This is a genomic window from Actinotalea sp. (assembly GCF_041597215.1).
In the GTDB taxonomy this organism is placed as follows: Bacteria; Actinomycetota; Actinomycetes; order Actinomycetales; family Cellulomonadaceae; genus Actinotalea.
In genome coordinates, this window is record NZ_JBFHHB010000180.1 from 1 (window position 1) to 6498 (window position 6498).

A 6498-nucleotide genomic window follows, 5' to 3' on the forward strand; every position below is an offset into this window, starting at 1 on the left:
CACGATCCGGCTCGCGATGGACCGGGAGCCCGTCCGTCGCGGCCGTCGACGGGCTCGCCCCGGCCGCGGAAGTCGGTCCCGCCGCGTCAGAGGGCGCGCAGCGCCAGGAGGTACTGACCACCACCGGGCTCCACGCTCGCGCGTACGCGCAGACCGGGGGCGTACCGGGACAACCTGTCGACCAGCCAAGCCGCGGCCTCGTCCCCGTCGGCCTGGGTCGGGCACCGCCCGACGACCTCGCGCCCGCCCTTGCGCGTCAGTCGCTCGACGGTCGCCACGATCGGCGCCGGGTCCACGACGAACAACGAGGACGGCCACTCGACGACGGGCGTGATCGCGCCCTTACGGGTGTTGCAGGCGCGATGGGCGAGCCGTTCCGTTCCGGGCGCGGCCTTCTTGCCCTTCGGCGCCGACCCGCCGTCGACGCTCGGCCCGCGGTCCGCGTTGACCGAGGCGTCCGGGTCGACGGGCTCGTCGCACAGCCAGCACCGCCACGCATCGCGTTCGCCGACCTCGTTCAGGGTGCTCATGGCCGGAGGCTACGGGCCGCAGGACCTCGCACCAACTCGCCGCCCCGGTTGACTACCTGCCCTCAGTGCCCTGCGCCGGCGGTCACCGCACCCGGCCTGGGCCGAGAGACCCGATGGCCCGAGGGGCGTGCCCGCGGTGGCCGGCACGCGGGGAGGGTATGCGGCGACGGCGCCCGCCCCCTACCCTCAGGTGATGGAGATCACATGTGCCGGACATGTCCGATTCCCGACCCGTGGGCTCGCCGCGATCGCGGCACTCCTCCTGCTGACCGCATGCAGCGGCTCCACGGAGAGCGCCGAGGCCTCCGGAGCCGCCGACGACTCCAGCAGCACCGCCGAGGACTCCGGGAGCAGCGAGACGGCGACCGAGGAGACCGGGCAGGAGCCGGCCGAGGCCGCCGCCGGGGGCCCCGGGACAGGGGTGATCACCATGGACGACGGCACCGTCTACACCTTCGAGATGACCACCTGCGACACCTCCGAGACGGTGCCCGACGAGATCCCGCTGACGAACGGCTACGACCTCGCCGGGACGACGGCCGACGGCACGACGGACCTCACCCTCGCCCGGCTCGGCTTCAGCCCGGACGAGGTCGCGGTCACCGTGGGATCCATCGAGGGCGACTACGACGAGAACCGGCAGAACGCCGAGCTGCTCTACGCCGCCAACGTGGAGGAGCTCGACCTCACCGTGAGCGGCGGATCGGTAACGGGGACGGCCACGATGCGCGCCGTCGGCCCGAACCGACCGCACGGCGACCAGCCGACCGCGACGGTCGACGTGAGCTGCTGACCTAGGGCTGCCGCTCGGCACGGGCATGGCTCCCGGCCAGTCCGGAGTCGAGCACGGATACTGGTGCGGTGAGCGACAAACGGGTGGCACTGGTCCTGGGATCGGGCGGCGCGCGGGGCTACGCGCACATCGGCGTCGCCCAGGTGCTCGCCGAGCGCGGGTACCAGGTCACGGCCGTGGCCGGGACGTCGATCGGCGCTGTCATCGGCGGCTTGCTCGCCGCGGGAAAGCTGGAGGAGTACACCGAGTGGGTCACCTCCCTCTCCCAGCGCGACGTGCTCCGACTCCTCGACCCTGCCCTGTCCGGACCGGGCGCGATCCGGCTGGAACGGGTCCTCGCGCGGATGAGCGAGATCCTCGGCGGGACCCTGATCGAGGACCTGCCCATCCCGTACACCGCCGTGGCCACGGACATCGGCGCCCGTCGCGAGGTGTGGTTCACCTCGGGCCCGCTCGACGTGGCCATCCGCGCCTCGGTCGCGATCCCCGGACTCATCACGCCGATCATGGTGAACGGACGGCTGCTGGTGGACGGCGGGGTCCTGAACCCCGTGCCGGTGGAACCGGTGATCGGTGCCGATGCCGACTTCACGCTCGCGGTGTCCCTCGCCGGCGCCCGGACGCTCGGCTTCGCCGGCACCCCGGCACGGGAGAGCTCGGCCGCTCGTCCGGCGAGCGAGTGGCTCGACCGGTTCCGCAAGGGTGCGACGGGGGTCTGGGGGAACGACCTGGCCACCACGGTCCTCTCGCGTCTCGCGGGACGGGCCGAGACACGGACCGAGGGCTCCCCCGCCTTCGACCCTCCCCCACCGGGCCTCGGCGTCGCAGACGTCACCTCGATGTCGCTGGACACGATGGGTGCGCTGATCACCCGCTTCCGGCTCGCCGCGCTCCCCCCGGACGTGCTCGTGACCGTGCCCGGAGACGCTGCCAGGACCCTCGACTTCCACCGTGCGACCGAGCTGATCGCGCTCGGCAGGGTCCTCACGGAGGACGCGCTCGACCGCGCGATCGGCAGCGAGTGAGGCGCGGCACGGCCACCGACGCCCACGTGCCCCGTTCACCGCGGCGAGACACAGTCCGCCCACCTCTACTGAGCCCAGGAGCCCGACCATGACCCCGACCGTCCTGTTCGTCTGCGTCCACAACGCCGGCCGCTCCCAGCTCGCCGCCGGCCTGGCCGCGAGCTATGCCGGGGACGCCGTCCGCGTGCTGTCCGCCGGGACCGAGCCCGAGGCACAGGTCTCCGCGGTGGTCATGGACTCCTTGGCCGAGCTCGGGATCGACCGCACCGACCAGGTGCCGACCCTCATCACCTCCGCCCTGGTCGAGCAGGCAGACGTCGTGGTCGCCCTCAAGCCCGGGCTCGACCTCCCCGGGGCGCCCGCGGTGCAGGTCTGGCCCCTTCCCGACCCTGCCGGGTGGGACGTGGAGGGGATCAGACCGCTCCGCGAGCACCTCGAGGAACGCGTCCGGGCGCTGGTGGACGAGCTGCTGGCCGACTGAGCACCCCGCTCAGGTGCCGACCGGCTCCAGGCTTCCCGAGGCGACGAGCGCTCGAAGCGCTGGTGCACCCACCGGCTCGACGGCCAGGAGCGGCACGATCGCGCACCGGTCCGCCTCGCTCTCGACGACCCGGGCGATCTGGCCGACCTCGCTCGCTGCCCGTCGGGCCAGCAGGGGGTCGCTCGTCTCCGCCGCCGCGAGGGAGGTGTTGACCAGCCACGCCCAGGGGCTGATCCCCGCGCGCTCCAGGTCGGCTGCAAGCTCCGCGGCCTCGAGCACCGGGGTGGCTTCCGGCAGGGTCACGACGACGACCTTGGTGTGGTCGGGGTCCTGGAGCCGCATCATCGGGGTGGTGAGGTTGCCCGCCCCGGTGCCCATCTGACGCACGATGTCGCGGTGGTAGGACCCGGTCGCGTCCAGCAGCAGCAAGGTGTGCCCGGTCGGCGCGGTGTCCACGACGACGAATCGCCGCTTGCCCTCGTTGACGACCTTGGAGAACGCCTGGAAGACGGCGATCTCCTCGGTGCACGGTGAGCGCAGGTCCTCCTCGAGGCTGGCGCGGCCCGCCTCGTCGAGTGCGGCGCCCTTGCGTGCCAGCACACCCTGGCGGTAGCGCTCGGTCTCCACGACCGGGTCGATCCGCGAGACCTCGAGGTTCGGCACCGACCCGTCGAGGGTCTGGGCCAGGTGCGCGGCGGGGTCGGTGGTCGTCAGGTGGACCGGCAGCCCGCGGTCGGCCAGCGCCACGGCGAGCGCAGCGGCGACGGTGGTCTTGCCGACCCCACCCTTGCCCATCGTGAGGATCAGGCCGTGACCCTGAGCTGCGAGCTCGTCGACGAGCGAGTCGAGAGCCACCGCCCCGGACGGGAGGGCTGCTCGCACGGGCGCCGGGACCTCGGAGCCCGTATCGGCCGCGAAGAGCCCCTCCAGCGCCTCGAGCCCGACCATGTTCTGCCCCTTGAGCTCCAGGACGTCACGGGGAAGTCCGGCCAGCGCGGCAGGAAGGTCCTCCAGGGCGGCCTGCTCGCGGGCGAATACCGCATCGGCCAGGGCATCGCCCGGAGCGGGCCGAGGCATGACGGCGTTGATCACCAGGTGCTGGCGTTCCATGCCCAGGGCCGCGAGCTCACCGTAGGTGCGGGCCACCTCGGCCACGGCCGCCCGCTGGGCGCGCGTCACCAGGACCAGCCGGGTCCGCGCCGGGTCGGCCAGCGCCGCGACGGCCTGGGCGTAGACGGTGCGCTGACGGTCCAGCCCCGCCAAGGGCCCGAGGCACGACGCGTCGCCCACACCGTCGTCGAGGAAGTCGGTCCACGAGGAGGGCAGCTGGAGGAGGCGGATCGTGTGCCCGGTGGGCGCCGTGTCGAAGATGATGTGGTCGAAGCCCGCCGTCGACCCCTCGTCGGTCAGCAGGGCCGTGAACTCGTTGAACGAGGCGATCTCGGTGGTGCAGGCACCCGAGAGCTGCTCCTCGATGAGCGCGACCTCGACCTCAGGGAGGATCCCCCGCACGGGCCCGACGATGCGCTCACGGTAGGCGGCGGACGCCTGGTCCGGGTTGATCTCCAGTGCTGAGAGGCCGGGAACGGCCGGTACGGGTGTGATCGTGTTGCCGATGCTCAGGCCGAAGACCTGGCCCACGTTCGAGGCGGGGTCCGTGCTGACCAGCAGCACCGAACGGCCGGCGGCCGCGAGGGCGATCGCCGAGGCGCAGGCGATCGAGGTCTTGCCCACACCGCCCTTCCCCGTGAGGAAGACGTAGCGCGGGACGTCGGCGAGGAAGCTCGGCGTGGGGAGAGCGGGGCCGGTCAGCACGAGCCACCACCACCGCAGCAGCCGCCGGCTGCCGCCATCGGAAGCGGCGACGGGGTCGGCTCTGCCTGGGCCGTGCCGGCCCATCGCGTCAGCTCGGCACGCGAGGGGTAGCGGCCGGCCATGGCGATCGCGCCGTTGACGAGGACGAGCGGAAGTCCCTCCGAGCCCGAGACCTGCAGGAACTCCAGGACCGCGGGCTTGCCGGCGAAGGCCGCCGGCTCGCTCGCCAGGTTGTGCCGTGCCACCTCGGCCCCCTGGCTGCGCAGCCAGTCCAGGTCGGCGGAGAAGCTCACGAGCTCCTGCGGGACCTCCGGACCGCACACTCCGGTGCTGCAGCACATGGCGGGTTCGAAGACTTCGATGGTGCTCACGGACCGGTACCTCCACGACGGGTTGGATCGACGTCTGTCGATTCAGCATCGGCCTTGGATCGACAAGTGTCAATTCAGCGAGGATGCTGAGGGGGTGACACCCCTGACCGAGCTGCCCCTCACCGACCTGTCCGCGTGCTCCCCACCCCTGATCGGCACCCCGATGGGTTCCGAGCAGGCCGCTCCCCTGGCCCTGCGGTTCAAGGCCCTGGGCGACCCGGGGCGCCTGCGCCTGCTGTCGTTGATCGCGGCCCACGAGTCCGGGGAGGTGTGCGTCTGCGACCTGACCGGACCGCTCGGTCTGAGCCAGCCGACCGTCTCGCACCACCTCAAGGTGCTGCGCGAGGCGGGCCTGGTCACCGGCGAACGGCGCGGCACCTGGGTCCACTACAGCGTGGTTCCCGGGGCCCTCGGCGACCTCGCCGGAGTGCTCGGCGGTGGACTGCAGCAGCCGGGTGAGCACACGCCGGGTGGTGGGCCGGTTTCCGCGCGCGACGCCGTGACCTCGACGCTCGCCTGACGAGGGACGCCAGACCACAGGCACCCCTCCGCACTTGCCGCGCGACTCCGGCCCTCCGCGGCTACCTTGCTCGGATGATGACCCGGCGGATGCTGCGGGCGGTGGGCCTGGCCACGGCGTTCAGCGTGCCGACCCTGATCCTGGCGTTCGTCGTCCGTGTCGGCTGGTCCACCGTGGCGGACGCTGACGCGGCGGCCGTCAGGTGGGCGACGGACCTGACGCGGGCACGACCGGCGCTGCTCGACGCGTTGCTCGTCGGCCAGGAGCTCCTCCAGGCCCGGTGGCTCAACCTCGGCTTCGCGATCCTGTGCCTGCTCGTGTGGCGGGCCGCGGGGCTCGGCCGCCGAGCCGTGTGGGCCGCCGGCACGGTGCTGGTCGCCTGGGGTATGGCGAACCTCGCCAAGATCGCGGTCGAGCGCGCACGTCCGATCGTCGACGACGCGGTGGCGCTGGCACCCGGGTACAGCTTTCCCTCCGGCCACACCGCGAACGCCACAGCGGTCGCGGCCGCCGCGGTGATCCTTCTCTGGCCCTTGCTGCGTCACCGCGGCCGGTCGCTGGCGGTGTCCGCGGGCCTGGTGCTCGTCCTCGTGACCGGTGCGGACCGGGTACTGCTCGGGGTGCACTACCCCTCCGATGTCCTCGGCGGTGTGCTGCTCTCCACTGCCCTGGTCGCGGGTTCGGCGATCGGCTTCCTCTCCGCGCCCCGCGAAGGCCCCGGCTCACGTCCCGTCGTCCACCCGTCCCAGGAGTCGCGATGAACCTCGAGACCACCGGCCCCCATCCGACACCCGGGGGCGCTCGTCACTCCCGGGGACGACTCGACAGGTACGCGGCAGATCCGACGCGCCCCACCGTCGCAGAGGCGTGGCACGACCTGTGGCGGCGCGCACTGGTACCGGGTGTCGGGCTGTTCGCCCTGGTGGTCGGCCTCGGTCTGCTCATCGTCGGCCCGCTCGGCGA

General features: G+C 72.8%; 8 protein-coding genes and 1 pseudogene. 6 read left to right on the top strand and 3 right to left on the bottom strand.

Going from position 1 to position 6498, the window contains the following annotated elements:
* Positions 1-86: 86 nt before the first annotated feature.
* On the bottom strand, positions 87-530 hold the full coding sequence (locus tag ABWK99_RS12040) for a hypothetical protein (protein ID WP_372594944.1): 444 nt from the start codon (positions 528-530) through the stop codon (positions 87-89).
* A gap of 193 nt (positions 531-723) precedes the next feature.
* Between ABWK99_RS12040 and ABWK99_RS12045 the strand changes: the two genes are divergently transcribed.
* The 3 genes from ABWK99_RS12045 to ABWK99_RS12055 all read left to right on the top strand — a co-directional run bounded on the left by ABWK99_RS12045 (position 724) and on the right by ABWK99_RS12055 (position 2829).
* A complete protein-coding gene (locus ABWK99_RS12045; RefSeq protein WP_372594945.1) occupies positions 724-1323 on the top strand; it encodes a hypothetical protein in 600 nt (199 codons plus the stop codon).
* A 68-nt stretch (positions 1324-1391) separates the two neighbouring features.
* Complete coding sequence (locus ABWK99_RS12050; protein WP_372594946.1) at positions 1392-2348, top strand: patatin-like phospholipase family protein; 957 nt, start codon at positions 1392-1394, stop codon at positions 2346-2348.
* An 88-nt stretch (positions 2349-2436) separates the two neighbouring features.
* Positions 2437-2829 carry a low molecular weight phosphatase family protein gene (locus tag ABWK99_RS12055; RefSeq protein WP_372594947.1) on the top strand — a complete coding sequence of 131 codons (393 nt, stop codon included), beginning with the start codon at positions 2437-2439 and terminating at the stop codon, positions 2827-2829.
* Between the two features lie 9 nt (positions 2830-2838).
* Here ABWK99_RS12055 and arsA read toward each other — a convergent pair whose 3' ends face one another.
* Positions 2839-4644, bottom strand: a complete 1806-nt coding sequence (arsA, locus tag ABWK99_RS12060) for an arsenical pump-driving ATPase (RefSeq protein ID WP_372594948.1) — start codon at positions 4642-4644, stop codon at positions 2839-2841.
* Positions 4638-5015 (bottom strand): arsenite efflux transporter metallochaperone ArsD, encoded by a 378-nt coding sequence (gene arsD / locus ABWK99_RS12065; protein ID WP_372594949.1) that lies wholly within the window; start codon positions 5013-5015, stop codon positions 4638-4640. Before arsD ends, arsA begins: the two co-directional genes overlap by 7 nt.
* Before the next feature lie 94 nt (positions 5016-5109).
* On the opposite strand from arsD, the gene ABWK99_RS12070 reads away from it, so the two are divergent.
* The 3 genes and pseudogenes from ABWK99_RS12070 to ABWK99_RS12080 form a co-directional block, all read left to right on the top strand.
* On the top strand, positions 5110-5535 hold the full coding sequence (locus ABWK99_RS12070; protein ID WP_372594950.1) for an ArsR/SmtB family transcription factor: 426 nt from the start codon (positions 5110-5112) through the stop codon (positions 5533-5535).
* A 74-nt stretch (positions 5536-5609) separates the two neighbouring features.
* The gene (locus tag ABWK99_RS12075; protein ID WP_372594951.1) at positions 5610-6296 is read left to right on the top strand and encodes a phosphatase PAP2 family protein; all 687 of its coding nucleotides are present in this window, start codon (positions 5610-5612) and stop codon (positions 6294-6296) included.
* Positions 6293-6498, top strand: a pseudogene (locus ABWK99_RS12080) (hypothetical protein); the annotation flags it as partial. The gene ABWK99_RS12075 and the pseudogene ABWK99_RS12080, both read left to right, overlap by 4 nt.

Excerpts from the sequence above, each read along its gene's own strand:
- ABWK99_RS12040 (WP_372594944.1), bottom strand. The coding sequence starts at position 530 with ATGAGCACCCTGAACGAGGTCGGCGAACGCGATGCGTGGCGGTGCTGG.
- ABWK99_RS12055 (WP_372594947.1), top strand. The coding sequence starts at position 2,437 with ATGACCCCGACCGTCCTGTTCGTCTGCGTCCACAACGCCGGCCGCTCC.
- ABWK99_RS12045 (WP_372594945.1), top strand. The coding sequence starts at position 724 with ATGGAGATCACATGTGCCGGACATGTCCGATTCCCGACCCGTGGGCTC.
- ABWK99_RS12075 (WP_372594951.1), top strand. The coding sequence starts at position 5,610 with ATGATGACCCGGCGGATGCTGCGGGCGGTGGGCCTGGCCACGGCGTTC.